The sequence below is a fragment of the Pseudomonas sp. 382 genome, assembly GCF_002759075.1.
In the GTDB taxonomy this organism is placed as follows: Bacteria; Pseudomonadota; Gammaproteobacteria; order Pseudomonadales; family Pseudomonadaceae; genus Aquipseudomonas; species Aquipseudomonas vlassakiae.
In genome coordinates, this window is sequence record NZ_PEMX01000002.1 from 14,563 (window position 1) to 40,017 (window position 25,455).

The window sequence follows — 25,455 nt, forward strand, 5'->3', positions numbered from 1 at the left end:
CCTTAGCGGCGGCCGCCGGTCTGCTTGAGGAAGTTGGCGAACAGCTCGTGGCCCTGCTCGGTGAGGATGGACTCGGGGTGGAACTGTACCCCTTCAATGTTCAAGGTCTTGTGACGCAGGCCCATGATCTCGTCGACCGAACCGTCTTCATGGGCAGTCCAGGCGGTGACCTCCAGGCAATCCGGCAGGGTTTCGCGCTTGACCACCAGGGAGTGGTAGCGGGTTACCGTGAGCGGGTTGTTGAGCTCGGCGAACACGCCGAGGTCGCGGTGGTGCACCGGGCTGGTCTTGCCATGCATGACCTGACGGGCACGCACCACATCACCGCCGAAGGCCTGGCCGATGGACTGGTGGCCCAGACATACGCCGAGGATCGGCAGCTTGCCGGCAAAATGCAGGATGGCTTCGATGGACACGCCTGCTTCGCTCGGCGTGCACGGGCCTGGGGAAACAACGATGCGCTCGGGGTTGAGGGCTTCGATCTCGGCGATGGTCATTTCATCATTGCGAATGACCTTGACCTCCGCACCCAGCTCACCAAGGTACTGAACAACGTTGTAAGTGAATGAGTCGTAATTGTCGATCATCAGTAACATCGGGCTAAACCTCTTGAATCTACTGACTTCAAAAAACGAACCTTCCTACACCACCGCAGGCACGGTTTGGCCACGAAGGGCAGTCGCTAAACGGACAGGAAGGTAAACGGGGACGGGCCGGACTGGCCGGCAGGAGATAAAGTCAGGCGCGCCAACGCCAACGGGCATGGGCCTTGATTACGCGCATCAAGAGTTTGCTGACGATCAACACAGGATAGGTCTCGCTCATACTTGCAGGCACAGTAGCCTACCGGGGCGGCTGGCGCAATATGCCCGTAAACACGGGGAAACGAATGGACTTGGGAGGGATGCAAAGCGATTTGCTAAGGTCGAGCAGCTACTCCTCATAAAAACAATGAATAGGATGTTCAACGATGCGAAAAGCCCCCCTGGTACGGTTCACCCTCGCCTCGCTGGCCTTGGCCTGCAGCCAGGCCTTCGCCGCGCCTTCGCCCTACTCCACATTGATAGTTTTTGGCGACAGCCTCAGCGACGCCGGGCAGTTTGGTGGCGCACGCTTCACCAACCGCAATGCCAATGGCGACTACGCCCCGGTGTCGCCGATGATCCTGGGCGGTCGGCTGGGAGTGAACCCGACAGCGCTCGGCCCCTCCACCTCCCCCGTCAATCCGTTGCTGGGGATTGCCGATGGCAACAACTGGGCGGTCGGCGGCTACACCACCCAGCAGATCCTGAATTCGATCACCAGCACGTCCGAAACCATCATTCCGCCAGGTCGCCCTGGTGCCGGACTGGTTCTACGGGAAAAACCGGGCTACCTGGCCAACGGCCTGCGTGCCGACCCCAATGCGCTGTACTACCTGACCGGCGGCGGCAACGATTTCCTGCAGGGGCTGGTGAACAGCCCGGCCGATGCCATCGCCGCCGGCGGCCGTCTGGCCGCCAGTGCCCAGGCGCTGCAGCAGGGCGGGGCTCGCTACATCATGGTCTGGCTGCTGCCTGACCTCGGACAAACCCCAAACTTCAGCGGCACGCCCCAGCAAAACCCGCTGTCGCTGCTTTCCGGTGCATTCAACCAGTCGCTGCTCAGCCAACTGAGGCAGATCGATGCCGAAATCATCCCGCTGAACATTCCCGTGCTGCTGAGCGAGGCCCTGGCCAGCCCCAGTCAGTTCGGCCTGGCTATCGGCCAGAACCTGGTTGGCACCTGCTACAGCGGCGAAGGATGCTTGGGGAACCCGATATATGGCATAAATGGCACAACGCCAGATCCGACCAAATTGCTGTTCAATGACTCAGTACACCCAACCATTGCCGGCCAGCAACTGATTGCCGACTACGCCTATTCGATCATTTCTGCTCCCTGGGAGTTGACCCTGTTGCCGGAAATGGCTCACGCCAGCTTGCGTGCGCACCAGGACGAACTGCGCAATCAGTGGCAGTCACCCTGGCAGGCCGTCGGCCAATGGCAAGCTTTCGTCAGCACCGGTGGCCAGGACCTGGACTTCGATGACCAGCGCAGTGCTGCCAGCGCTGACGGACACGGCTACAACCTGACCTTGGGCGGCAGTTACCGTCTCAACGACGCATGGCGCCTGGGCCTTGCCGGTGGTGTATACCGGCAGAAGCTGGAGGCCGGTGAACAGGACTCGGACTACAAGCTCGACAGCTACCTGGCCAGCGCCTTCGCCCAGTTCCGGCAGGACCGCTGGTGGGCTGATGCCGCGTTGAGCGCGGGTCGTCTGGACTACCACGACCTCAAGCGCACCTTCGTACTTGGCGTCAACGACCGTAGTGAAAAGGGTGACACCGATGGCGAGGCTTGGGCCGTGACTGCCCGGGTGGGCTACAACCTGGCGGCCGAAAGCAGCAGCTGGCAACTGGCACCTTTTATCAGTGCCGATCATGCGCGGGTAAAAGTCGATGGCTATGACGAAAAAAGCGGGCGATCGACTGCGCTGGGCTTTGATGATCAGGAGCGGACTTCGCGGCGCCTGGGCGTTGGGCTGCTAGGCAGCGTGCAGGTACTGCCGAGCACCCGGCTGGTTGCCGAGGTTGCGCATGAGCATGAGTTCGAGGATGACCAACAGGATGTGACCTTGCACCTGACGACGTTGCCGGCCAATGACTTCACGCTGACCGGGTATACGCCGCACAGTGATTTGACCCGGGCGAGCCTGGGAGTGAGCCATGAACTGGTGGCGGGGGTGAACCTGCGCGGGAACTACAACTGGCGCAAAAGTGATGAGTTGACTCAGCAGGGTGTGAGTCTGGGCGTCAGCATCGACTTCTAAATCCTTGGGGCTGCTTTGCAGCACTTCGCGGGCTTGCCCGCTCCCACAGGGATCGCACATGCTTCAAGACTTGCGCAATATCTGTGGGAGCGGGCAAGCCCGCTAAGGGCCGCAAAGCGGCCCCAATCGATTTACTTGGCGGTAGTCTGCTCAGCCAGCGCCACGGCACGGAACATCGCCCGGCGCTTGTTGATGGTCTCTTCCCATTCCAGCGCCGGCACCGAGTCGGCAACGATGCCGCCACCTGCCTGCACATGCAGTTCGCCATCCTTGATCACCGCTGTACGGATGGCAATCGCGGTATCCATGTTGCCGTTCCAGGCGAAGTAGCCGACCGCACCACCGTAGACGCCACGCTTGACCGGCTCAAGCTCGTCGATAATTTCCATCGCACGGATCTTCGGTGCTCCCGACAAGGTGCCCGCCGGCAGGATTGCCCGCAGCGCATCCATCGCGGTCAGGCCTTCACGCAGTTGGCCGGTGACGTTGGACACGATGTGCATCACGTTGGAGTAGCGCTCGATCACCATCTTCTCGGTCAGGCGCACGCTACCGGTGGACGAGACCCGACCCACGTCATTGCGGCCGAGGTCGATGAGCATCAGGTGCTCGGCGATCTCTTTCTCGTCCGACAGCAGGTCGTCTTCCAACGCCCGGTCCGCTTCTTCGGTAGCCCCACGCGGGCGGGTACCGGCGATCGGGCGTACGGTGACCAGGTTGTCCTCTACTCGCACCAGCACTTCCGGCGAACTGCCGACCACATGGAAGTCGCCGAAGTTGAAGAAGTACATGTACGGCGTCGGGTTGAAGCAGCGCAGCGCGCGGTACAGGTCGATGGGTGCAGCCTTGAAGTCGATCGACATGCGCTGCGACGGCACGACCTGCATGCAGTCACCGGCCAGGATGTATTCCTTGATACGGCCCACCGCGTTCTCATAGTCGTCCCGGGTGTAGCTGGAGCGGAACGCCGGTTCGGCAGCCATCGGGCCGCTCAAGTCCAGGCCGCGACGCGGGGTGATGGGCTGGCGCAGTGTTTCCAGCAGGTCTTGCAGGCGTGCCTGGCCTTGCTCGAAGGCCTGCTCTTGCGTCGGGTCAACCAGCACGATGGCGTGCATCTTGCCCGCCAGGTTGTCGAACACCACCACCGCGTCGGAAACCATCAGCAGGATGTCCGGCACTCCCAGCGGGTCTGGGTTCGGGCTGGCACCCAGGCGCTTCTCGACATAGCGCACGCAGTCATAGCCGAAGTAGCCGACCAGGCCACCGTTGAAACGCGGCAGGCCAGGGATGTCGGCGACCTTGTAGCGGTCCTTGAAGCTTTCGACAAAGGCCAGCGGGTCTTCGACGTCGTGGCTTTCCACCTCCACGCCATCCTGCAGGATGCTCACGCGGTAACCATGCACGCGCATGACGGTGCGCGACGGCAGGCCGATCATCGAGTAACGGCCCCACTTCTCACCGCCCTGCACGGACTCGAGCAGGTAGGAGTTGGCCTGGTCGGCCAGTTTCAGGTAGATCGACAGCGGCGTGTCGAAGTCGGCCAGGGTTTCACAGGCCAAAGGGATGCGGTTGTAGCCGGTAGCGGCCAGGCGCAGGAATTCTTCGCGGGTCATGGGTAGCCTCGTGGCAAGCAGCAATAGGGTCGGGCAAGCGGACGGGCCGGCAGGCGCCGGCAGGCATGAGTCAGGCGCGCCAGCGCCAACGGGCCAGGGCCTTGATGACTTTCATCCAGAATTTGCCAGTGACCGCCACGGTGGACTCTCTGTCTTGGGAGGCTTGAAGGTCCGCCAACGTTATCCCAGTGGCCGGGTCTGCGCAACCAGGCAGCAGAGCGCGCAGGTCGTCGACCACCAGGCTGGGCGATTCCTCGGTGATTGGCCGGCCATGGTTGTAGCCATAGGTGAGACCCACACATTGCACCCCGGCTGCTTTGGCCGCCAGCACATCGCTGCGCGAATCGCCGACGAACAGCGACTGCTGCGGGCTGACACCGGCCATCTGCATGACGAACAGCAGCGCCGCCGGGTCGGGCTTTTTCTGCGGCAAGGTATCGCCACCGATGATCCAGCGGAAGTAGCGGCCGATCTTCATCTGGTCCAGCAACGGTGCGACAAAGCGCTCCGGCTTGTTGGTGATCAGCGCCATTTCCACGCCCCGCTTCTGCAGCCAGCGCAGGGTGTCTTTCACGCCGGGGTAGAGCACAGTGAGCTCATGGTGTTCGGCGTATGCGTCCATGAACAGCGCCAGCCCCTTTTCGGCCAGCGCATCGTCCACCTCTTCATGCTCGATGCCACCGGCCAGCGCGCGGCGCACCAGTATCTGGGCGCCGTTGCCAACCCAGTGGCGCACCGCCTCAAGACCCGCTGGCGGGCGCCCCAGTTCGAGCAGCATGCGATCCACGGCGGCGGCCAGGTCGGGGACCGAGTCGATCAGCGTACCGTCCAGATCGAACATCACCAGCCTGGGCAGCGTCCCCGGGAACAGCTGCTCGAAGCCACTCATGGGCGGGCCTGGGCCAGTTCGGCACGCATCTTGGCGATGACTTCCTGGTAGTCAGGGGCGTTGAAGATCGCCGAGCCGGCTACGAAGGTATCAGCGCCAGCGGCGGCGATTTCGCGAATGTTGTTGACGTTGACGCCGCCGTCGATCTCCAGGCGGATGTCGCGGCCGCTGGCATCGATCAGCGCACGCGCTTCGCGCAGCTTGTCGAGGGTGCCAGGGATGAACTTCTGCCCGCCGAAGCCTGGGTTGACGCTCATCAGCAGGACCATGTCGACTTTGTCCATCACGTACTTCAGGGCATCCAGGCTGGTGGCCGGGTTGAACACCAGGCCGGCCTTGCAGCCGCCGTCCTTGATCAGTTGCAGCGAGCGGTCGATGTGCTGCGACGCTTCCGGGTGGAAGGTGATGTAGGTGGCGCCGGCCTCGATGAAGTCGCCGATGATGCGGTCGACCGGGCTGACCATCAGGTGCACGTCGATCGGCGCGGTCACGCCGTATTTGCGCAGCGCGGTGCAGACCATCGGGCCGATGGTCAGGTTGGGTACGTAGTGGTTGTCCATGACATCGAAGTGGACGATGTCGGCACCCGCAGCCAGAACCTTGTCGACGTCCTCGCCCAGACGGGCGAAATCGGCAGAGAGAATGGAGGGGGCAATAGCGTAGGGCTGCATGGCGCACCTGTTGGCAGAATCACGGTGGCGCGCATTGTAACTCAGGGAAGTCTATCAGGGCTGATTAGCATCAACCTGTACCGGCCTCTTCGCGGCTAAAGCCGCTCCCACAGGGTTCGCATACCTCCTGTGGGAGCGGCTTTAGCCGCGAAGAGGCCGGTACAGACAATGCATCATCAGGCAGGTTGTTGAGTCCTGAGCTTCTCGCTACGCCCGCGCAACCACTCCAGGGTCAGCAACAAGACCACCGAGAAGGCAATCAACAGCGTCGCCGCCGCTGCAATGGTAGGGCTGAGGTTCTCGCGAATGCCGCTGAACATCTGCCGCGGCAGGGTCGCCTGCTCCGGTCCGGCGAGGAACAGCGTCACCACCACTTCGTCGAACGACGTGGCAAAGGCGAACAGTGCCCCCGAGATCACCCCGGGGGCGATCAGCGGCAAGGTCACCCGACGGAAGGTCAACAACGGCGAGGCGCCGAGGCTGGCAGCCGCACGCACCAGGTTGTAGTTGAAGCCCTGCAAGGTCGCCGACACGGTGATGATGACGAACGGCACGCCCAGCACTGCGTGCACCAGGATCAGCGAGGTGAAACTGTTGCCCATGCCCAGCGGGGCGAAGAACAGGTAGCTGGCCACGCCGATGATCACCACCGGTACCACCATCGGCGAAATCACCAGCGCCATCACCAGCGATTTGCCCGGGAAATCGCCACGGGTCAGGCCGATCGACGCCAGGGTGCCAAACACCATGGCCAGTACCGTGGCCGCTGGCGCGACGATGATGCTGTTCTTCAATGCCCGCATCCACTCGGCGGAGGCAAAGAAGTCGTGGTACCACTGCAGCGAAAAGCCTTGCAGTGGATAGACCAGGAAACTGCCGCTATTGAACGACAGCGGCACGATCACCAGCACCGGCAACACCAGGAACAGCAGGATCAGACCGCAGAGGATGCGCAGGGTGTAGAACCAGACCCGTTCGACGGGCGACATGTAGGGGCTCAGCATCTCAAGGCTCCTCAGCTCAGGCGCAGGCGGCTGGCGCCGACCAGCCAGCTATAGATCAGGTACAGCAGCACGGTCGCCAGCAGCAGCAAGCCACCCAGGGCAGTGGCCATGCCCCAGTTGATGCTGGTGTTGGTATAGAAGGCGACGAAGTAGCTGACCATCTGGTCGTTCGGGCTGCCGAGCAGCGCCGGGGTGATGTAGTAGCCAATGGCCAGGATGAATACCAGCAGGCAACCGGCGCCTACCCCGGCGTAGGTCTGCGGGAAGTACACCCGCCAGAAGCTGGCAAACGGGTGGCAGCCCAGCGAAATCGCCGCACGCATGTAGCTCGGCGAAATACCTTTCATCACGCTGTACAGCGGCAGGATCATGAATGGCAGCAGGATGTGCACCATCGAGATGTACACGCCAGTGCGGTTGAACACCAGTTCCAGTGGCTGGTCGATGATGCCCATCGCCATCAGCGCACTGTTGATCAAACCGCCGGACTGCAGCAGCACGATCCACGCAGCGACCCGTACCAGGATCGAGGTCCAGAACGGCAGCAGCACCAGGATCATCAGCAGGTTGCTCTGCCGGGTCGGCAGGTTGGCCAGCAGGTAGGCCAGTGGATAGGCCAGTACCAGGCAGATGGCGGTGATCACCACACCCATCCACAGGGTGCGGGCAAAGATATCCAGGTAGATGGCCTGGTCGGGGGTGGCTTTGGCCAGCTCGCCAAGGTCATCGATGCGGTGGTCGAGCGACGCCAGCAGGTAGAACGAGGTCAGCGAGCTGGTATTGCGGCGAATCGCCTGCCAGTAGGCCGGGTCGCCCCAACGCTCGTCGACTGCCTGCAAGGCATCCTTGTATGAGGCAGGCTCGGCCTTGAACGGCAGCGCCCGTGCGGTTTTGGCCAGCAGGCTGCGGTAGCCGGCCAGCTCCATGTTCAGGCGCTTGGAGAGGTCGCCCAAGGTCTGGTTCTTGCGCGACTCGGCCAAATCTTGGCTCAGCGCCTTGTAGACGTCTTCGCCGGGCAGGCTCTTGCCGTCCCACTGGCTGATCAGCTCGACGGTGCGCGGCAGGCCGCCGACCACTTCCGGGTTGCCGACGCTCTTGTACAGCAGCGCCGCGATCGGCACCAGGAACACCAGCAGGAGAAACAGCGCCAGCGGCGCTATCAACGCCTGCGCCTTCCAGCGGTTGACCCGCTCGGCATGCTTGAGGCGCTGCTTGAGACTTGGACCTGCGCCTTCGTTGAGGGGCACTGCAATGGCCATGGCGAACTCCGCGATACAGGCTGAAATTGGGGCCGCAGCGCGGCCCCGCTTCCCGGTTTCTTACTTCTTCGCCGCCCAGGCGTTGAAGCGTTGCTCCAGCTGCTCGCTGTTGTCGGCCCAGAAGGCCACGTCGATCTGCACCTGGTTGGCGATGTTCTCAGGCGTGGTCGGCATGTCTTTCTTCACCGCATCGGCCAGCAGCGGGACGGCCTTGGAGTTGGCCGGGCCGTAGGCAATGTTCTCGGAGTAGGTCTTCTGCTGCTCGGGCTGCACGGTGTAGGCGATGAACTTCTTCGCCTCCTCCACATCCTTGGCGCCTTTCGGGATCGCCCAGGCATCGAAGTCGTAGATGCCGCCGTTCCACACCACCTTGAGGTTGCTCTCTTTCTGCACCGCAGCGATGCGGCCGTTATAGGCCGAGCTCATGACCACGTCACCCGAGGCCAGGTACTGTGGCGGCTGGGCGCCGGCTTCCCACCACTGGATGCTTGGCTTGAGCTCGTCGAGCTTCTTGAAGGCGCGATCCACGCCCTCCTTGGTGCCCAGCACCTGATACACGTCCTTCGGCGCAACACCGTCGGCCATAAGGGCGAACTCGAGGGTGTACTTGGCGCCTTTGCGCAGGCCACGCTTGCCCGGGAATTTCTTGGTGTCCCAGAAATCGGCCCAGCTGGTCGGTGCGGTCTTGAGCTTGTCGGCGTTGTAGGCCAGCACCGTGGACCAGACGAAGAAGCCCACGCCGCAAGGCTGGATGGCGCCCTTCACATAGTCGGATTCATTGCCGAACAGCGCCGGGTCGAGTTCTTCGAACATGCCCTCGTCGCAACCACGGGCCAACTCTGGCGACTCCACCTCCACCAGGTTCCACGACACGCTGTTGGTGTCGACCATGGCTTTGACCTTGGCCATTTCACCGTTGTACTCACCCGCGACGATCTTGCCCTTGCCGGCCTTCTCCCATGGCTCGTAGAACGCCTTGACCTGGGCAGCCTTGTTGGCACCGCCGAAGGAAACCACGGTCAGGTCCGCCGCCATGCTCTGGCCGGCGGCGCACAGGCCGAGAGCCAGGGCGGTCAGTTTCAACTGCTTGCGCATTATTATTTTCTCCACAGTACAGGGTTGGTGAAGCAACCGATCAGTGGGCTTCGGCAATCGGATCGAGCGCGCGGGCGTGCTCCACCTCCCAGCCCAGGGGTACCACATCGCCCACGGCCAACGCCGGGTCGAGCTCGGCGATCGGCTGTTTGACGAAGAAGTCGGCCTTGCCACAGACCTCCAGGCGCACCCGTACGTGGTCGCCCAGGTAGATGAACTCGGCCACGCGGCCAGAGAAGCGGTTGACGCAGCTTTCGCTGTGGCCGTTGAGGCGCACGCGCTCGGGGCGTACCGAAAGGGTCACCGGCTCGCCGGCCTGGCCGACATTCACCGCCAGCGCCTCGACCCGCTCGCCACGGGCCAGCTGCACTTGGCAACGCTTGCCATCGCTGGCCAGCAGGGTGCCGTTGATGCGGTTGTTCTCGCCGATGAAGTTGGCGACGAAGGTGTTGCAGGGTTCTTCATAAAGGGTGCGCGGGTCGGCGATCTGCTGGATTTCGCCCTGGTGGAACACCGCCACGCGATCGGACATGGTCAGTGCCTCACCCTGATCGTGAGTCACGTAGACCACGGTCACGCCCAGGCGCTGGTGAATGTGCTTGATCTCCATCTGCATGTGTTCACGCAGCTGCTTGTCGAGGGCACCCAGCGGTTCGTCCATCAATACCAGCTGTGGTTCGAACACCAGTGCCCGAGCCAATGCCACACGCTGCTGCTGACCGCCGGAAAGCTGGCCGGGGTAGCGCTTGGCGAAAGCATCGAGCTGGACCATGTTCAGCACCCGCTTGACCCGTTCGCTGATGTCGGTCTTGCTCAGGCCGCGCACGGTCAGCGGAAAGGCCAGGTTCTCGGCCACGGTCATGTGCGGGAACAGTGCGTAGTTCTGGAACACCATGCCGATGTCGCGCTTGTGCGGCGGCACGTTGTTGATCGAGCGCCCGGCCAGCTGGATTTCACCGGCGGTCGGGGTTTCGAAACCGGCCAGCATCATCAGGCTGGTGGTCTTGCCCGAGCCGGAGGGGCCGAGCAGGGTGAGAAATTCACCCTTGCGAATGTCCAGGTTGAGGTTTTTGACGATCAGCGATTCGCCGTCGTAGCTCTTCTGCACACCACGGAAGCTGACCAGCGTCTCGCTGGTGGCAGCGTTCGAATTCGCCTCGCTCATGCCTGCACCTTCTTGTTGGAATGACTGCGTAGGCAAAAGAGTAGAAGAGCCGCCAGCGCCCGGAAATCGGCGGTGCTGAGAGAATGTCCTCATCCGGCTGGAAGATTTGTTGTAGGGATTGCCCTACAAGAACGGCGCTTTCAGCACAGACATTAATCCCGGTGGGAGCGGGTTCACCCGCGAAGAGGCCAGCCCAGGCACCGTGCAAATGGCAGGCCTGACCCTTTCGCGGGTAACCCGCTCCCACAGGATTCGGCGCCGTACAGGCAATGGCAGCTGTCGCAATCAGAACAGTCAGACCAGCTTGTGCTCCATGGCGTACTTGACCAGCTCCGCCAGTGAATTGACCTTGAGCTTCTGCATCAGCCTGGCCTTGTGGGTGCTGATGGTCTTGCTCGACAGCGCCAGTTGCTGGGCGATGTCGTTGACGTTGGCGCCCTGGGCCAAGCGCTCGAACACCGAGAACTCGCGCTCTGACAACAGCGTGTGCAGTGGCCGGGTCTCAGTCAGGCCCACCTCGAAGACCATGCGGTCGGCCAGTGCCGGATCGATATAGCGCCCGCCGCCTGCAACCCGGCGAATCGCCGTGAGCAACAGGGCCGGGTCACTGTCCTTGGTCGCATAGCCAGCAGCGCCAGCTTTCAAGGCACGGGCCGCCATTTGCGCCTCATCGTGCATCGACAGCATCAGGATCGCCGGAGCATCGTGCAACGCGCGGATTCGCGGGATCGCCTCCAGGCCATTCACCCCCGGCATGGAAATATCCAGCAACACCACCTCGCAGGGTGTGTGGCGCAGGGTTTCGAGCAACTGCTCGCCGTTCCCGGCCTCCCCCGCCACCTGCATGTCTTTGGCCAGGCCAATCAACTGTTTGATGCCTTCGCGGACAATGGTGTGGTCTTCGGCCACCAGCACTCGAATCACGCTCGCTCTCCTACTCCAAGGGAATGGTCACGCTCAGGCTGGTGCCTTCGCCTGGTTCACTGTCCAGCGCCATGCTGCCGCCGAGCATCAGCACCCGCTCACGTACGCCGACCAGGCCGAACGAGGCAGGTCTGGGCTGGTCCCGACGGAACCCGGTGCCATCGTCGCTGACGGTCATGCGCAGCTGCCCGTCCTCCCGCACCAGCTCGATCTCCACACTGTGCGCCTGCGCGTGGCGCATCACGTTGGTCAACGCCTCCTGCAGGATGCGGAACAGGCCGATGGCCTTGGCATCGCTCAATGCTGGCAGATTATCCGGCACCTGCACCAGACAGGGTATCTGTGTGCGCGCTTCGAAGCGCCGCGCCTGCCATTCGATGGCCGAGGCAATGCCAGCGTCGAGGATCGGTGGACGCAGCGCGGTGGCTACGTCGCGCACCAACTGGAACAGCTGGGCGATCAGGCGCTTCATGCTGCCCAGGCGCTCGTGCAGCCCAGGATCCAGGTCGGCAAAGGCCAGCTCGCACATCGACACTTCCAGCTTGAGCACGGTCAGCATCTGCCCCAGCTCGTCGTGAACTTCACGGGCGATGCGGGCCTTTTCTTCTTCGCGCACGCTCTCCAGGTGCGCCGACAGTTCGCGCAGCTGTTCCTGCGACTGGGCCAGCGCCAGCTCGGCGCGCTTGCCTTGGGTAATGTCCCAGACGATACCGTCCCAGGCCACCCGGCCATTGGGCAGGCGTCGGGCACTGGCCTTGATGTCGGCCCAGCGTTGCTCACCCTGACGGGTGAGGATGCGCCCCTGCCACGACCAGTCCTGATCGCTGGCAATGGCCAGGTCCTGCACCTGGTGATAGTCGGCCCGGTCGTCCGGATGAACGAGATTGCGCAAGCCCATCAACGGGTGCTGGATCTGCGCAGGCGTGTAACCCACCAGTGCCTCGCTGCCTTCGCTGATGTAGGGAAATTCCGGCTCGCCTTCGGCCGGCGCCGGTTCAAGGCGGAACACCAGGCCCGGCACGTTGCCTGCGATACCCTTGAGCCGCGCCTCGCTTTCGCGCAACGCCGCCAGGGCGCGATGGCGCTCGGTGACATCGGCGAGGTACACCACCAGGTATTCGGCATCGCGAAAACGCAGGAAACTGAGCGACAGCTCCACCGGGAGCAAGCTGCCATCAGCGCGCCGGCATTGGGTTTCGAATTGCCGGGCACCGCCGTCGCCGGCGCGGGCCCCCTTCCACAGTTCCAGCCAGCGGTCCATACTCAGGTTCGGCTCGAAGTCGCTCAGCGGGCGCTCCAGCAACTCAGCCTCTGCATAGCCGAGCATGGCCTCCACTGCATGGTTGGCGTAGCGCACATGGCTGTCCCAATTGACCCAGAGAATGCCCACCGTACTCTGGTCGATAGCGAACTGGCTAAGGCGCAGTGCCTCTTCGCGGCCCTGCCGCTCGGTCAGGCTTTCCCGCGTGGCCAGCAGACTGCGCTCCAGCTGACGTTGCTGCCGACGCTGCCACACCAGGGTGGCCACGGTACACAGCAGCAACATGCCGAACAGCAACGCCAGGTTCTGCCAGAAGCCCGGCGACTCGCTCAAGCGCGGGTACTTCGGCTGCAACCAACGCTGGTGAAGTTGCTCCAGCGCCTTGGCAGGCATGGCCTGCAGCCCGCGTTCGAGCACATCGGCGAGCATTGGCCAGTCGCGCCGGGAGCCCACCCGCAATAACTGGGGCAAACCTATATCACCCACCACTACCAGCTCGGCGAACTCATTTTCGCGTGACAACCGACTCAGCTGAGCCTCATCCAGCACCGCGTAACTGGCCTGGCCGCCGACCACCCATTGCAACGCCTCGCGTTCGCTGGGCACGCCTTGCACGTTCAGGCCGCTGTAATTACCGCGCAGATAGTCGGCTAGAACGCTGGGCATGCGCACTGCGACGCGGGTTTGCGCATCGAGCTTTTCCAGCTCTACCGACATTGCCCCTGTCCGCGCTCCCACCACCAGTTGGGGGACCCGCATGTAAGGGTCGCTGAACAGCCACAGGCGCAAGCTGGCCGGGGTTTGCGTCAGCCCTGGGGCAAAATCGATTTCTCCCGCCTGCAAGGCATGTTCAAGGCTGGCCTGGTCAGTGAAGTTGCGCCAGGTCAGGTCCAGGCCCAACGCTTGTCCCAACCAGTTCACCAGCTCGACGTTGGCGCCGTAAAGCTGTTGCAGACGCCGGTCGAACTGGGCGTAGGGCGCCTGCAGCACCAGACCGACACGCAAGCTGCGATGGCTTTCGAGCCATTGCTGCTGTGCAGGCTCCAAGGTCACCGCTGGCGACACCTGCGGCCGTGCCAACGCGATCAAGGGCAGGCACAACCAGCCGATAACCAACAGGCGACGCAATCGCTTCATCTACACGCTCGTCTTGGCAAGGGCGGCCATGCAGCATGGCCGCCGCGGGCAAATACTATTAGGCTGCCGGTATCATTCTGGCCTTGGGTTGATTCATGTCCACACTTTATCGCACGACGCTGGCAATGTGCTGCCTGGCCTCGCTCCTATCACTCGCCGCCCTGGCCGCCGATGCGGCCACGCCAGAGGCTGCAACCGAGGCGCCCTCCGCCGCGGCGCCACGCCCACCGCTGCTGGAGCGCAGCCAGGAGGGCGCGCAAGCCCTGGAGCGCCTGGTACCAAAAGCCGAACAACAGACCCTGCAGGCCGGAGCGGACAGCTTCCTGGCCCTTTGGAAACCGGCCAACCTCGCTGATCCGCAAGGTGCCGTGATCATCGTGCCTGGCGCTGGCGAGAATGCCGACTGGCCCAATGCAGTCGGGCCGCTGCGGCGCAAGTTCCCGGATATCGGCTGGCACAGCCTGAGCGTGAGCCTGCCCGACCTGCTCGCCGACGCCCCGCAGGCGCGGGTAGAGGCCAAGCCGGCGCCAGCGCCTGAGCAGAAGACAGGCGAAAGCGCACCGGCCAAGGACACCCCTGCCGACGCCAACGCCAACGTCGCCCAGGCCACGGCCGCCGACGCCGAGACCGCAGAAAGCACCGACGCCGAGCAAGCCAGCGAACAGAACGACGTGGCCGACGCTGAACGCATCTTCGCCCGCCTGGATGCTGCCGTAGCCTATGCGCAACAGCACAATTCGCGCAGCATCGTGCTGATCGGTCACGGCAGCGGCGCCTATTGGGCAGCGCGCTACCTGAGCGAGAAGCAACCGCCGCAGGTGCAGAAACTGGTGATGGTGGCGGCGCAGACGCCGGCGCGGGTCGAGCACGATCTGGAAAGCCTGACGCCAACCCTCAAGGTGCCGACGGCCGACCTCTACTACGCCACCCGTACCGGCGACCGCAATGCCGCCGCGCTGCGCTTGCAGGCCAGCAAGCGGCAGAAGGACAGCCAGTACAAGCAGCTCTCGCTGATTGCCATGCCGGCGAACAAGGACGGCGAGCAGGAGCAGCTGTTCCGCCGGGTTCGAGGCTGGATGAGCCCGCAACAGTAGTGTGAATGGCCAGGGGCGCTGTGCGCCCCTGCTAGAACCCCTGCCGCTTGCGCACGATGGCATAGGCCTGGTGCAGTTCGCGGGTCCGCTCGGTCGCTTCGCGCACTTGCGCCTCGCTTGCTCCGCTGCCCGCCAGCTTGTCCGGATGATGCTTGCTGACCAGGCGCCGGTAAGCCTGCTTGACCTGGTCCCCTTCAGTGTCGGCCTCGATGCCCAGCAAGCGCAGTGCTGCCGCATAGTTCATAGCCGCCGCTGACGCCGGCACCTTGCGCGGCTCGTACTCCAGCGACATTGCCTGTACCTGGCGACGGCTCAGGCCCAGCTTTTGCCCCCACTCCAGTAGCAGCTCGCGCTCATGGCGCCCGGCCTTACCGTCGGCCCAGGCCATGCGCCAGCAGGCACGGAGGGTACCCTCGGCAGCATGCGGCTGCAGCCGGATCCGGCGCAGGTGGCCCGACAGCCGGTCATTGCCCGCCTTGCCCCGGTTGAACGCGGCGATGGCCCGCAACCGCGCCGCCTCGGGCATGTCCAGGCGGACCATTTCCTGCCGCGCCTGCTGAATGTGCTGCTCGGCCACACGACCATCACTCTTGGCCAGCCGCCCGAGCAAGACGAACAGCAACTCATCGTCTTGCAGGACCGGGCGAGCACCCAGGCGCTCGCACATGTCGTCCCAACCCTGCAAGCGCAGGCGCCGGTCCATCGCCTGGCCCAGCAAGGCACCGAGCAGCGCCCCGGGGATACTGGCGACCGCGAAGCCTGCGCCCAACCCGATTACCGTGCCTGGCCACCACATGTCAGGCGCGCTCGCCGATCAAGCGCTCGGCCTCGGCCAAGCGCTCAAGGGTACCGACATCCACCCAAAGGCCACGGTAATGCTCGCCACTCACCTGGCCCGACGCCATCGCCTGACGCAACAACGGCGCCAACTTGAAGGCCCCCGCCTGGCAGCCTTCGAACAGCGCCGGGTGCAGCACCGAGAGTCCGCTGAACGTCAGCGTACCGGGGGCGTCGTCACCATCGATCACCCGATCCTCGCGCAGACGGAAGTCGCCACGCCCGTGATGCCCTGGGTTGTCGACCAGCACCAGGTGCGCCAGCCCACGCAGCGGCGTGCGCAGTTGCGTGAAGTCGTAGTCGGTCCAGACATCGCCGTTGATCAGGGCAAAGGGCTCGCTCCCCAGCAACGGCAGGGCTTTGAAGATTCCGCCGCCGGTTTCCAGCGGCTCCCCTTCGGCCGAGTAACGGATGCTCAGGCCGAACCGGCCGCCATCGCCCAGATGATCTTCGATCTGCTGGCCAAGCCAGGCGTGGTTGATCACCACCTCGGTAAACCCGGCCGCCGCCAGCGCGCGCAGGTGATATTCGATCAGTGGCTGACCCGCGACTGGCACCAGCGGTTTGGGGGTATGCAGGGTCAGCGGGCGCATGCGCTCGCCTTTGCCTGCCGCAAGAATCATCGCCTTCATGCATGCGCTCCGGCTTGCAACTCGGCAATCAGCTGGCCCAGTTCGGCAAGCTCCGGGCGACGGCTGACCACTTCATCTATATAGGCGAAGAATCGCGGGACGTCGGCCAGATAACGCGGTTTTCCGTCACGATGGCAGATTCGCGCGAAGATACCGATCACCTTGAGGTGGCGCTGCACGCCCATCAGGTCACTGGCACGCTGGAAATCGCCGAATACCGGCTGCACCGGAATACCGGCGGCTCGCGCCTGGTCCCAGTAGCTGCGCAACCAGACTTCGACCTGCGCCTGCGGCCAGCTGAGGAAAGCGTCCTTGAACAGACAGGTGATGTCGTAGGTGACCGGGCCATAGACTGCGTCCTGGAAGTCCAGCACGCCTGGGTTCGGGGTGCTTTGCATCAGGTTGCGCGGCATGTAGTCACGGTGCACCAGCACCTTGGGCTGGGCCAGGGCGCTGTCGATCAGCAGTTGGCTGATACGCTGCCAGCTGGCTTTCTGCGCTTGCGTGAAGGCCAGGCCAAGCTCACGGCCTACGTACCACTCCGGGAACAGTTCGACTTCACGGCGCAGCAAGGCGTCATCGTAGCTGGGCAATGGCGCGCCCATTGGCAGACGCTGGAAGGCCAGCAGGGCGTCAATCGCATCGGCAAACAGGCCATCGGCATTGTCGGCCTGAATGATGTCCAGGTATGTCTGATGGCCCATGTCACCCAGCAACAGGAAGCCGCGCTCCAGGTCCTGCGCATGGATCTGCGGCACATGCACGCCTGCACTGGCCAGCAGATGGTCAATGGCGACGAATGGTCGGCAGTTTTCCTGCGGAGGCGGCGCGTCCATGATCACGAAACTGTGGCCCGCCCCCTGCCAGCGGAAGTAACGGCGGAAGCTGGCGTCGCTGCTGGCGGCGGTCAGGCTGCCCTCGGGCACCTCGCCCCAGGCGTTGTCGCGGAAAAGTCGATCGAGCTGCTCATGGAGCCAGACAGTCAGTTGTTGCAGGCGTACATCGTGTTCAGGCATTACAAGGGTCTCCGACGGCCCTAGCCGTCAAGCGGGTCATGCTTTATTATCCAGCATCTTTTTCAGACCATCGAGAGGCGTGCGGCCCCACACGCGGGCAGATGGCACGCAGGAAGCCCGGACTAATAAGATGGCATTGAAATCCCCCGCGTTTCGTAGAAAGTTTCCGTTGCTGGTAACCGGCGGTCTGCTGGCCATGCAACCTCTTGCCACCTCCTATGTGGTGGCTGCCGAGCAGTTCGACTGCCAAGTGTCCGCCTCCGGTGGTTGGGACTGCAAGCCCAAGACCCCAGCCAACAACCTGCCTCCGCGCCCGGTGCACGAAGGTGCTGCGCTCACGTCCGGCACCGAAGCCGAGTCGGCCGAGGCCGAGAGCGCCGACAAGCCGATGCTGGTCACCGAGGCCAAGGGCCGTGGCCTGAAGTCGCGCAGCGAAGATTACAGCCACCTCGACTGGGTTCCACGCGAGAAGCTCACTGCCGCCCAGCTGGCCGAAACCGGCCCGTATTGTGGCGGTGCGTACATCGAGCCGACCCGCCCGGGCATGGCCGACTCCACGCCGAAGGACGAGTCGCCGACCTACATCAACGCCAAGGTCTCCAAGTACCAGCAGGAGCAGCAGATCGCTACCCTCGCGGGTGACGTGGTCATGCGCCAGGGCAGCATGCAGGCCGAAGCCGACGAAGCCAACCTGTACCAGGCCGAGAACCGTGGCGAGCTCAAGGGCAACGTCAAGATCCGCGACAACGGCTCGCTGGTCGTCGGTGACCAGGCAGAGATCCAGCTCGACACCGGCGAAGCCCAGGTCGACAACGCCGAATACGTGATGCACAAGTCGCACATCCGCGGCAACGCCCTGTACGCCAAGCGTGGCGAAAACGCCATCATCCGCCTCAAGGACGGTACGTACACCACGTGCGAACCGGGCAGCAACGCCTGGCAGCTGAAGGGCAACAACATCACCCTGAACCCGGCGACCGGTTTCGGTACCGCGACCAACGTCACCCTGCGGGTCAAAGATTTCCCGGTGCTCTACACACCGTACATCTACTTCCCGATCGACGACCGTCGCCAGTCCGGCTTCCTGCCGCCGTCGTTCAGCAGCACCAGCGACACCGGCTTCATGCTGGTCACGCCTTACTACTTCAACCTGGCGCCCAACTATGACGCCACGTTGTACCCGCGCTACATGACCAAGCGCGGCCTGCTGATGGAAGGCGAGTTCCGCTACCTGACCAAGTCCAGCGAAGGCCAGTTCGGCGGCGGCTACCTCAACGACGAGGACGACGATCGCAAGCTGCAGACGGACTACAAGAAAGAACGCTGGATGATCAACTGGCAGCACAAGGGTGGCTTGGACGAGCGCCTGATGACTGAAGTTGATTACACCGACATCAGCGATCCGTTCTACTTCCAGGACCTGGAAACCGACCAGATTGGCGTCAAGAGCCGGGACGTGGTCAACCAGCAAGGTGCCCTGACCTGGCGTGGCGACACCTACACCGCCCGCCTGAATGCGCAAGCGTACGAGATGGCGACCCTGTCGCAGATTACGCCGTACGACAAGCTGCCGCAGATCACCCTCAACGGTGCACTGCCGTTCCATCCGGGCGGTCTGGACATGGGTTACGAAACCGAAGCAGTACGCTTCGACCGTAACCTCAAGAACGACACGGTGTTCGACAAGGACGGCAACCTCGACACCACCGCCGGTCCCGATGGCCGCCGCCTGGACCAGAACATCAGTGGCATTGCACGGGCCAACGGCACGCGCCTGAATGTTGCGCCGTCGATCAGCCTGCCGATGCAAGCCAGCTATGGTTACATCACGCCCAAGCTGAAATATGCCTACACGCACTATGACCTCGATCTGGACAGCCAAGGCCAGGCCCAAGCCATTGCGCAATCGGCCAACCCGGCATACGGCAGCTACAACAGCACGCTGAACCGTGATATTCCGATCGCTTCGGTCGACAGCGGCCTGTATTTCGACCGCAACACCTCGCTGTTCGGTACCAACTACCGGCAGACCCTCGAACCGCGCATGTACTACCTCTACGTCCCGTACAAGGACCAGAAGGACATCCCGCTGTTCGACACGGGTGAAACCCTGTTCAGCTACGACTCGCTGTTCCGCGACAACCGCTTCTCCGGCACCGACCGTATCGGTGACGAGAACAAGCTGTCGCTGGGTGTGACCACCCGCTGGATCGAGGACAACGGCTTCGAGCGCCAGAACTTCAGCATCGGCCAGGCCTACTACTTCAAGGACCGCAAGGTCCAGCTGCCCGGCATCGACTACCGTACCCGCAAGGACTCGCAGTCGGATGTGTCGCCATACGCGTTGCTGTACAACTACTACTTCAACCGCGACTGGCGCTTCAATTCGGACTTCAACTGGGACCCGGACAGCCGCAGCACCCGCTCGGGCAGCGCGATGTTCCACTACCAGCCTGAAGACAACCCGAACAAGGTGGTCAACTTCGGTTATCGCTACCGCAATGACACCATCGCTTACGATTCCACCACCGGTACCTGGAAAGTGGGCGGCGGCGACTATGGCACGCCGGGCGACCCGAACTTCATCAAGGATTACTACAAGATCCAGCAGCACGACTTCTCGGTGATCTGGCCGCTCGTGCCGCAATGGAGCGTGATCGCCCGCTGGCAGCATGACTACAACCGCAACCGTACCCTGGAAGCCATGGGTGGCTTCGAGTACGACAACTGCTGCTGGAAGCTGCGCCTGATCAACCGTTACTGGATCGACTCCGACGACTTTAGCCAGGCTACCCCGACAAACGAAAAGGGTGACCACGGCATCTTCCTGCAAATCGTCCTGAAAGGCCTCGGCGGCGTAGTGGGCAACAAGGTGGAATCGTTCCTCGACCAAGGCATTCAAGGTTACCGTACACGTGAAGACCAAGCTTATTGATCGACTGCGCCCGGTATTGCTGGGCGCTGCATTGCTGAGTGGCGCGGTGCATGCCGCGGTACAACCTCTGGACCGCGTGGTAGCCATCGTCGACAACGACGTGGTCATGCAAAGCCAGCTGGACCAGCGCGTCCACGAGGTGCAGCAGACCATCGCCAAGCGCGGCGGTGGCGTACCACCGACCGGCGCACTGGAGCAGCAGGTACTGGAACGCCTGATCGTCGAGAACCTGCAGCTGCAGATTGGCGAGCGTTCGGGGATCCGCATCACCGACGAAGAACTGAACCAGGCCATCGGTACCATTGCCCAGCGCAATGGCATGTCCCTGGAGCAGTTCCGCGCCGCCCTCGCCCATGACGGCTTGTCGTTCGACGACGCCCGTGAGCAGGTCAAGCGCGAGATGATCATCAGCCGCGTGCGTCAGCGTCGCGTTGCCGAGCGCATCCAGGTGTCCGAGCAGGAAGTGAAGAACTTCCTCGCCTCGGACATGGGCAAGATGCAGATGTCGGAAGAGTACCGCCTGGCCAACATCCTCATCCCGACCCCGGAAGCCGCCAACTCGGACGACATCCAGAAAGCTGCACGCAAGGTTGGCGAGCTGTACCAGCAACTGCGCCAGGGCGCCGACTTCGGCCAGGTGGCGATTGCCAACTCGGCCAGCGAAAACGCCCTGGAAGGTGGCGAAATGGGCTGGCGTAAAGCGGCCCAGCTGCCACCGGACTTCGCCAAGATGCTCAGCAGCATGGCAGTCGGCGACATCACCCAGCCAATCCGCATCCCCAACGGCTTCATCCTTCTCAAGCTCGAAGAGAAGCGCGGTGGCGGCGAGAACGTGCTGCGTGACGAAGTGCATGTCCGTCATATCCTGATCAAGCCGAGCGAAATCCGCAGCGAAGCAGCCACCAAGCAGTTGGCCGAGCGCCTGTACGAGCGTATCCAGAACGGCGAAGATTTCGGCGAACTGGCGAAGAGCTTCTCGGAAGACCCAGGTTCGGCACTCAACGGCGGCGATCTCAACTGGGTCGACCCGAACAGCCTGGTGCCTGAGTTCCGCGAGCAGATGGCCGACGCCCAGCAAGGCGTGGTGACCAAGCCATTCAAGACCCAGTACGGCTGGCACGTCCTGGAAGTGCTGGGCCGTCGCGCTACCGACAGCACCGAACAGGCGCGTGAGCAACAGGCCATGAACGTGCTGCGCAACCGCAAGTACGACGAAGAGCTGCAGACCTGGCTGCGCCAGATCCGCGACGAAGCCTACGTTGAAATCAAGCTGCCTGGCGCTGACCAGGCCGCGAAGTGAAGCCCCTGCGCTTCGCCGTCACTCCCGGCGAACCAGCCGGCATAGGCCCTGACCTGTGCCTGCTGCTCGCCGCCGACGCCCAGCCCCATCCCCTGATTGCCATCACCAGCCGTGACCTGCTCGCCGAGCGGGCCACGCAGCTGGGGCTGGCGGTCAACCTGCTAGCGGTAGCGCCAGGCCAATGGCCTGACCAGCCTGCGCCTGCCGGTAGCCTGTACGTATGGGATACACCCTTGGCTGCGCCCGTGGTGGCGGGCCAGCTGAACAAGGCCAACGCGGCGTTCGTGCTGGAAACGCTGACCCGTGCCGGCCAAGGTTGCCTTGATGGGCAATTCGCCGGGATGATCACCGCGCCAGTGCACAAGGGCGTGATCAACGAAAGCGGTATCGCCTTCTCCGGCCATACCGAATTTCTTGCCGACCTGACCCGCACCGCCCAGGTGGTGATGCTGCTGGCCACCCGTGGCCTGCGCGTTGCCCTGGTGACCACGCACCTGCCGCTGCGGGACATTGCCGACGCCATCACTGCCGAACGTGTGGAGCGGGTTACCCGCATCCTGCACGCCGACATGCGCGACAAGTTCGGCATCGCCAACCCGCGCATCCTGGTCTGCGGCCTCAACCCGCATGCCGGAGAAGGCGGCCATCTTGGCCGCGAAGAAATCGACATCATCGAGCCGACGCTGGCCCGCCTGCGCACTGAAGGCATGGACCTGCGCGGCCCACTGCCGGCCGATACCCTGTTTACCCCCAAATATCTGGAGCACTGCGATGCAGTGCTGGCGATGTACCACGACCAGGGCCTGCCCGTACTCAAGTACAAAGGCTTTGGCGCAGCCGTCAACGTGACCTTGGGCCTGCCGATCATCCGCACATCGGTCGACCACGGCACTGCCCTGGACCTCGCCGGTAGCGGCAAGGTCGACACCGGCAGCCTGCGCGTAGCCCTGGAAACCGCCTACCAGATGGCCGAGAACCGACCATGAACGAGCAATACCAACACCGGGCACGCAAGCGCTTCGGCCAGAACTTCCTGCACGATGCAGGCATCATCGACCGCATCCTGCGCGCCATCAACGCCAAGGCTGGCGAACACCTGCTGGAAATCGGCCCGGGCCAGGGCGCCCTGACCGAAGGCTTGCTGGGCAGTGGCGCTCAGCTGGACGTTGTCGAGCTGGACAAGGACCTGGTCCCGATCCTGCAGCACAAGTTCGCTGGCCGCGATAATTTCCGCCTGCACCAGGGCGATGCGTTGAAGTTCGACTTCAACCAGCTGGGTGTGCCACCACGCAGCCTGAAGGTGGTCGGCAACCTGCCGTACAACATCTCTACCCCGTTGATCTTCCACCTGCTCAGCCATGCCGGACTGATCCGTGACATGCACTTCATGCTGCAGAAGGAAGTGGTCGAGCGCATGGCTGCCGGCCCAGGCGGGGGTGACTGGGGTCGCCTGTCGATCATGGTCCAGTACCACTGCCGCGTGGAACACCTGTTCAACGTCGGCCCAGGCGCGTTCAACCCGCCGCCGAAGGTCGACTCGGCAATCGTGCGCCTGGTGCCGCACGAAGTGCTGCCGCACCCGGCCAAGGATGCACGGTTGCTGGAGCAGGTGGTGCGTGAGGCGTTCAACCAGCGTCGCAAGACCCTGCGCAACACCATGAAAGGCCTGCTCGACAGCGCCGCAATCGAGGCCGCTGGCGTGGATGGCAGCCTGCGCCCTGAACAGCTCGACCTGGCGGCGTTCGTGCGCCTGGCCGATCAGCTGGCCGACCAGCAAGCCTGATTCAGCCTGCACCGGCCCTTTCGCAGGTGAACCCGCTCCCACAGGAATTGCGCAACCCCAGGAGCCTGTGCAGTCCACCCTGTGGGAGCAGGTTCAGCCTGCACCGACCCTTTCGCGGGTGAGCCCGCTCCCACAGGAATTGCGCAACCCCAGGAGCCTGTGCGGTCCCTGTGGGAGCGGGTTTACCCGCGAAGGGGCCGGCACTGACAGCACACCCTCCAAGCCCCTACACCGCTGGCCCTCCACCCTGCCAATGGCCTAGACTGCATTATTGCGTCAGTTCGCCCAAGGCCCTTGCATGTCCGACCCTCGCTATCAGATCGACGTCAGCGTCGTGACCCGTTACCTGAAAGACCAATCCGACCCCGAAAGCAGTCGCTTCGCCTTCGCCTACACCATCACCGTGCAGAACAACGGCCTGGTCAAAGCCAAGCTGCTGTCACGCCACTGGCTGATCACCAACGGTGATGGCGAAGTCGAGGAAGTGCGCGGTGCCGGCGTGGTCGGCCAGCAGCCGACCATCGAACCTGGCCAGAGCCACACCTACAGCAGTGGCGCGGTGATCAGCACACGCGTCGGCACCATGCAGGGCAGCTACGAGATGTTCGCCGAAGACGGCAAGCGCTTCGAAGCCGACATCGCACCCTTCCGCCTCGCGGTTCCTGGAGCGCTGCACTGATGGCTACCTACGCCGTCGGAGACCTGCAAGGCTGCCTTGGTCCGCTCAAATGCCTGCTCGCGCGGGTCAACTTCAACCCGGCGGTCGACCGCCTCTGGCTGGTCGGCGACCTGGTCAACCGCGGCCCCGAGTCGCTGGAAACCCTGCGCTACCTCTACTCGATCCGCCAGTCACTGGTGTGCGTGCTGGGCAACCATGATCTGCACCTGCTGGCTGCCTGGCAAAATGTCGAGCGCTTGAAGAAGAGCGACACCCTGCGCGAGGTCATCGAGGCGCCGGACGCCGATCAGTTGTTCGACTGGCTGCGCCAGCAGAAGCTGCTGCATTACGACGAGCCCCGCGGCGTCGCCCTGGTTCATGCCGGTATCCCGCCACAGTGGACCCTTGGCCAGGCCCTGAAGCTCGCTGCGGAAGTCGAAGAAGTGCTGCGCGACGACGGCCGACTGAAGCTGTATCTGGATGGCATGTACGGCAATGAGCCGAACAAGTGGAGCAAACACCTCACCGGTATCGAGCGCCTGCGGGTCATCACCAATTACCTTACGCGCATGCGCTTCTGCACCCCCGCAGGCAAGCTCGACCTCAAGAGCAAGGAAGGCCTGGGCACCGCACCCAAGGGCTACAAACCCTGGTATGCCCACAAAGACCGCCGCTCCCGCCACGTGACGATCATTTTTGGCCACTGGGCTGCACTCCAGGGCCAGGTCGACGAGCCTGGCATCATCGCTCTGGACACCGGCTGCGTGTGGGGGGGCGCCATGACCCTGTACAACGTTGACAGCGGTGAATACCACCGCTGCGACTGCACCGACGACGGCAATGTCCGTCTGCCTGCACAACCCACTACACTGAACGATCAATCCTGAAGAGAGCCGTACCATGAGCGAATTCAAGCGCATCCCTCCCGAGCAGGCCCTGGCACTGCGCGCACAAGGTGCGGTAGTCGTCGACATTCGCGACCCGCAAGCCTTTGCCGCCGGCCACATCACCGGTGCCAAGCATCTGGATAACCACTCGGTCGCCGAGTTCATCCGCAATGCCGACCTAGATGCCCCGACCCTGGTGGTCTGCTACCACGGTAACTCCAGCCAGAGCGCAGCGGCCTACCTGGTCGGCCAAGGTTTCTCCGAGGTGTACAGCGTCGATGGCGGCTTCGAACTATGGCGCGCCACCTACCCGGCAGAGACCGCTCAAGGCGCTGCCGAATAATTTTTTCATATTTACTGCAGCCCGCGCCCCACGCGGGCTCGCAGCCCACCTGACGAACGGTCGTTCGTAACTTCTGCACTGCGCGCCCTTGACCTTGCGGA

The 25,455-nt window shown here is 63.3% G+C and carries 22 protein-coding genes; 9 read left to right on the forward strand and 13 right to left on the reverse strand.

Annotated elements, in window-relative coordinates; translation table 11 throughout:
* Positions 1–2 precede the first annotated feature (2 nt).
* Positions 3–596 carry an aminodeoxychorismate/anthranilate synthase component II gene (locus tag CQW31_RS03060; protein ID WP_054885201.1) on the reverse strand — a complete coding sequence of 198 codons (594 nt, stop codon included), beginning with the start codon at positions 594–596 and terminating at the stop codon, positions 3–5.
* Positions 597–970: 374 nt separating this feature from the next.
* On the opposite strand from CQW31_RS03060, the gene estP reads away from it, so the two are divergent.
* Positions 971–2,851, forward strand: a complete 1,881-nt coding sequence (gene estP / locus CQW31_RS03065) for an esterase EstP (protein ID WP_099813717.1) — start codon at positions 971–973, stop codon at positions 2,849–2,851.
* A gap of 131 nt (positions 2,852–2,982) precedes the next feature.
* On the opposite strand, the gene trpE is transcribed toward estP, so the two are convergent.
* From trpE to CQW31_RS03110, 9 genes are all read right to left on the reverse strand, one after another.
* A complete protein-coding gene (gene trpE, locus CQW31_RS03070; RefSeq protein ID WP_099813718.1) occupies positions 2,983–4,464 on the reverse strand; it encodes an anthranilate synthase component I in 1,482 nt (493 codons plus the stop codon).
* Between the two features lie 70 nt (positions 4,465–4,534).
* A complete protein-coding gene (locus CQW31_RS03075; RefSeq protein ID WP_099813719.1) occupies positions 4,535–5,353 on the reverse strand; it encodes a phosphoglycolate phosphatase in 819 nt (272 codons plus the stop codon).
* Positions 5,350–6,024, reverse strand: a complete 675-nt coding sequence (gene rpe / locus CQW31_RS03080; RefSeq protein WP_027917448.1) for a ribulose-phosphate 3-epimerase — start codon at positions 6,022–6,024, stop codon at positions 5,350–5,352. The genes CQW31_RS03075 and rpe overlap by 4 nt, the downstream gene beginning before the upstream one ends.
* Before the next feature lie 176 nt (positions 6,025–6,200).
* Positions 6,201–7,028 (reverse strand): ABC transporter permease, encoded by an 828-nt coding sequence (locus CQW31_RS03085; RefSeq protein ID WP_054885205.1) that lies wholly within the window; start codon positions 7,026–7,028, stop codon positions 6,201–6,203.
* 11 nt (positions 7,029–7,039) lie between these two features.
* Positions 7,040–8,287: an ABC transporter permease gene (locus CQW31_RS03090; protein WP_054885206.1), complete on the reverse strand. Its 1,248-nt coding sequence runs from the start codon at positions 8,285–8,287 to the stop codon at positions 7,040–7,042.
* Between the two features lie 60 nt (positions 8,288–8,347).
* Entirely contained in the window at positions 8,348–9,382 is a 1,035-nt protein-coding gene (locus tag CQW31_RS03095; protein ID WP_054885207.1) for an ABC transporter substrate-binding protein, read from the reverse strand.
* 40 nt (positions 9,383–9,422) lie between these two features.
* Positions 9,423–10,547, reverse strand: coding sequence for an ABC transporter ATP-binding protein (locus CQW31_RS03100; RefSeq protein WP_054885208.1), 1,125 nt, complete (start codon positions 10,545–10,547; stop codon positions 9,423–9,425).
* 294 nt (positions 10,548–10,841) lie between these two features.
* The gene (locus tag CQW31_RS03105; RefSeq protein WP_054885209.1) at positions 10,842–11,471 is read right to left on the reverse strand and encodes a response regulator transcription factor; all 630 of its coding nucleotides are present in this window, start codon (positions 11,469–11,471) and stop codon (positions 10,842–10,844) included.
* Between the two features lie 10 nt (positions 11,472–11,481).
* Positions 11,482–13,869: a PAS domain S-box protein gene (locus CQW31_RS03110; RefSeq protein ID WP_054885210.1), complete on the reverse strand. Its 2,388-nt coding sequence runs from the start codon at positions 13,867–13,869 to the stop codon at positions 11,482–11,484.
* Positions 13,870–13,964: 95 nt separating this feature from the next.
* Between CQW31_RS03110 and CQW31_RS03115 the strand changes: the two genes are divergently transcribed.
* Entirely contained in the window at positions 13,965–14,963 is a 999-nt protein-coding gene (locus CQW31_RS03115) for an alpha/beta hydrolase family protein (protein ID WP_099813720.1), read from the forward strand.
* Positions 14,964–14,994: 31 nt separating this feature from the next.
* Here the strand turns inward: CQW31_RS03115 and CQW31_RS03120 are convergent, their stop codons facing one another.
* The 3 genes from CQW31_RS03120 to CQW31_RS03130 are packed head-to-tail and all read right to left on the reverse strand — an operon-like array spanning position 14,995 to position 17,448.
* Complete coding sequence (locus CQW31_RS03120; protein WP_099813721.1) at positions 14,995–15,759, reverse strand: TerB family tellurite resistance protein; 765 nt, start codon at positions 15,757–15,759, stop codon at positions 14,995–14,997.
* Between the two features lies 1 nt (position 15,760).
* On the reverse strand, positions 15,761–16,432 hold the full coding sequence (gene murU, locus CQW31_RS03125; RefSeq protein WP_054885213.1) for an N-acetylmuramate alpha-1-phosphate uridylyltransferase MurU: 672 nt from the start codon (positions 16,430–16,432) through the stop codon (positions 15,761–15,763).
* A complete protein-coding gene (locus CQW31_RS03130; protein WP_099813722.1) occupies positions 16,429–17,448 on the reverse strand; it encodes an aminoglycoside phosphotransferase family protein in 1,020 nt (339 codons plus the stop codon). The genes murU and CQW31_RS03130 overlap by 4 nt, the downstream gene beginning before the upstream one ends.
* 130 nt (positions 17,449–17,578) lie before the next feature.
* Between CQW31_RS03130 and CQW31_RS03135 the strand changes: the two genes are divergently transcribed.
* The 7 genes from CQW31_RS03135 to glpE all read left to right on the forward strand — a co-directional run bounded on the left by CQW31_RS03135 (position 17,579) and on the right by glpE (position 25,354).
* A complete protein-coding gene (locus CQW31_RS03135) occupies positions 17,579–20,383 on the forward strand; it encodes an LPS-assembly protein LptD (RefSeq protein WP_099813723.1) in 2,805 nt (934 codons plus the stop codon).
* Positions 20,364–21,683 carry a peptidylprolyl isomerase gene (locus tag CQW31_RS03140; protein ID WP_054885216.1) on the forward strand — a complete coding sequence of 440 codons (1,320 nt, stop codon included), beginning with the start codon at positions 20,364–20,366 and terminating at the stop codon, positions 21,681–21,683. Before CQW31_RS03135 ends, CQW31_RS03140 begins: the two co-directional genes overlap by 20 nt.
* A complete protein-coding gene (pdxA, locus tag CQW31_RS03145) occupies positions 21,680–22,669 on the forward strand; it encodes a 4-hydroxythreonine-4-phosphate dehydrogenase PdxA (protein ID WP_054885217.1) in 990 nt (329 codons plus the stop codon). Before CQW31_RS03140 ends, pdxA begins: the two co-directional genes overlap by 4 nt.
* A complete protein-coding gene (gene rsmA, locus CQW31_RS03150; protein WP_054885218.1) occupies positions 22,666–23,466 on the forward strand; it encodes a 16S rRNA (adenine(1518)-N(6)/adenine(1519)-N(6))-dimethyltransferase RsmA in 801 nt (266 codons plus the stop codon). Before pdxA ends, rsmA begins: the two co-directional genes overlap by 4 nt.
* Before the next feature lie 298 nt (positions 23,467–23,764).
* Positions 23,765–24,145, forward strand: coding sequence for a Co2+/Mg2+ efflux protein ApaG (gene apaG, locus CQW31_RS03155; protein ID WP_054885219.1), 381 nt, complete (start codon positions 23,765–23,767; stop codon positions 24,143–24,145).
* On the forward strand, positions 24,145–25,011 hold the full coding sequence (locus CQW31_RS03160) for a symmetrical bis(5'-nucleosyl)-tetraphosphatase (RefSeq protein ID WP_054885220.1): 867 nt from the start codon (positions 24,145–24,147) through the stop codon (positions 25,009–25,011). The genes apaG and CQW31_RS03160 overlap by 1 nt, the downstream gene beginning before the upstream one ends.
* Before the next feature lie 13 nt (positions 25,012–25,024).
* Positions 25,025–25,354, forward strand: coding sequence for a thiosulfate sulfurtransferase GlpE (glpE, locus tag CQW31_RS03165; RefSeq protein ID WP_054885221.1), 330 nt, complete (start codon positions 25,025–25,027; stop codon positions 25,352–25,354).
* Positions 25,355–25,455: the final 101 nt, after the last annotated feature.